This window comes from Nonomuraea sp. NPDC003707 (assembly GCF_053587055.1).
This window is the reverse complement of sequence record NZ_JBSFNK010000119.1, coordinates 1-1,931: the sequence shown is the minus strand read 5'-3', so window position 1 is coordinate 1,931 and position 1,931 is coordinate 1. Positions and strand designations below refer to the sequence as shown.

Annotated in this window: 1 protein-coding gene and 1 pseudogene; one reads left to right on the top strand and one right to left on the bottom strand. The window is 67.9% G+C overall.

Annotation, left to right across the window (positions count from 1 at the left end):
• Positions 1–108 precede the first annotated feature (108 nt).
• A pseudogene (locus ACWDRB_RS67745) lies at positions 109–1,589 on the bottom strand (IS3 family transposase).
• Here ACWDRB_RS67745 and ACWDRB_RS67740 point away from each other — a divergent pair.
• Positions 1,588–1,931 (top strand): cytochrome P450 (locus ACWDRB_RS67740; RefSeq protein WP_449912871.1); only part of this gene is annotated, 344 nt, incomplete at its 3' end. The pseudogene ACWDRB_RS67745 and the gene ACWDRB_RS67740 overlap by 2 nt on opposite strands.

Here is a 1,931-nt window from a genome sequence, read left to right as displayed (position 1 = left end):
AGCAAGTACGACGAGGCAACTGCCTGGGCACATCGGACCGTCCAGGCCGCGCCTTGACAGATTTCGCCATGGGATGTCTGTCAATTTGATCAAGGCAGTTGAGCTGGGCTAATTCTGTGTCGTCTTCTCTGTGGCGCCCTTCGGTTCGTTGGTCTTGGGCTTGTTGATCCAGGCGGGGCCAGGCAGGTCGGGCGGGGTGGGGAGGCCGCCGCTGGCGAACCGTTCGGGGTGCGTGGCGTGGGCGGCGGCCAGGACGGCGACGCGCCGGTCGCGGATGGCGGCGGCGCGGCCGTAGTGCACGTCGATGGGATGGTGGTAGCCGATCCCGGAGTGGAAGTGGTCCCGGTGACCAGGTATAGAACTCCTGGCAGAAGACGCGGGCGTGCTCGATCGAGCCGAACCTGCCGGGGAAGGCGGGACAGTACTTCAGCGTCTTGAAGCTCGCTTCGACGTGCGGGTTGTCGTTGGAGGTTCTGGGCCGGGAGTGGGACTTGGCCACGCCCAGGTCGATGAGGAGTTCGGCGAGAGTCTTGGACGTCATCGAGCTGCCGCGATCGGCGTGCAGGGTGAGCGTTCCTTCGTCGATGCCGTGCTTGCGTGTGGTCTGGCCGATGAGGTGCCTGGCCAGGTCAGCCGATTCGCGGGAGCCCACCATCCAGCCGACGACGTATCGGCTGAACAGGTCAATGATCGTGTAGAGGCAGTACCACACTCCCTTGTCCGGGCCGCGGAGCTTGGTGATGTCCCAGGCCCAGACCTGGTTGGGGGCGTCGGCGACCAGCTCGGGCACGACCCGGGGTGGATGGGTGGCCTGCCGGCGCCGGTCCTGGCCCACTTCGCCGTGTTCGCGCAGGATGCGATACATGGTCGACTCCGACGCCAGATACACGCCTTCGTCGAGCAGGCTGTAGTAGGCCGTGGCCGGGGAGGCGTCGGCGAAGCGCTCGTTCAGCACCGCGCGGACCTGGTCGCGCTCGGCCTGCGACAACGCGGCGGGGTGCGGCTTGCGCGGCCGGGCGGGCCGGAGCAGGACCGGGCTCTGGCGGTGGTGGCGGTACCAGGTCGCCTGCGACACCCCGGCCGCCGTGCATGCGTTGCGCCGCCCCAGTAGCGGAACCAGTTCCTCAATCGCCTCGGCCTGGGCGGCCTGGAAGGTCTCGGTCACTGCTCGCCCCGGCCCGGTGCCGTCTCGCTGCTGGTGGCGAGCTGATCCAGCAGCGCGAAGAGCTTTCCCTGCACCTCGATGACCTGGCGGGTCTGGCCGAGTTCGGCGCGCAGCCGCTCGACCTCCGCCTGCAACTTCTCGTTCTGCTTGTCGCGCGGGTCCGCCTTCGGCCGTCCGGCCGGGCGGGCCAGCGCCTGTTCCGCGCCGTGATCCCGCGCCGTGCGCAGCTGGAGATCAGTGACGAGTACAGGCCCTCCCGGCGCAGCAACGCGCCCTTACCCGCCTTGTCGAGGCGGTCGTACTCCTCCAGGATCCGGGCCTTGTAGGAGGCGGAGTAGGAACGCGGACGCCCGCGTTCGCGCACCTGAGGGTCAGGGGTCTCCGGATCCGGCTTGCTTGCTCCCACGAAGGGATGTCTCGGCATGCAAGCGCGCGAAGAGGCGTTGCAGTCGCTGATGCACTACATGGCCGCTTTGGTGGCCCAGCATCGGGCCCACCCCGGCCAGGATCTCATCGACTTGCTCATCGCCGCCCGGGATCAACACGATCGGCTGACCGAGGACGAGCTCGTGGCCATGGTGTTCTCACTCATCGTGGCCGGCCACGACACGCTGATCATGATGATCTCGCGAGCCGTTTTCCGGCTTCTGCACGTTGGCTGTTACGCGCAGCTGGCGGCCGATCCGAAGTTGGTCGCCTCCGCTGTGGAGGAGGTGCTTCGTTTCGACGCGCCCGGTATCCCCGGGCTCCTGCGCCGCGCCACCGC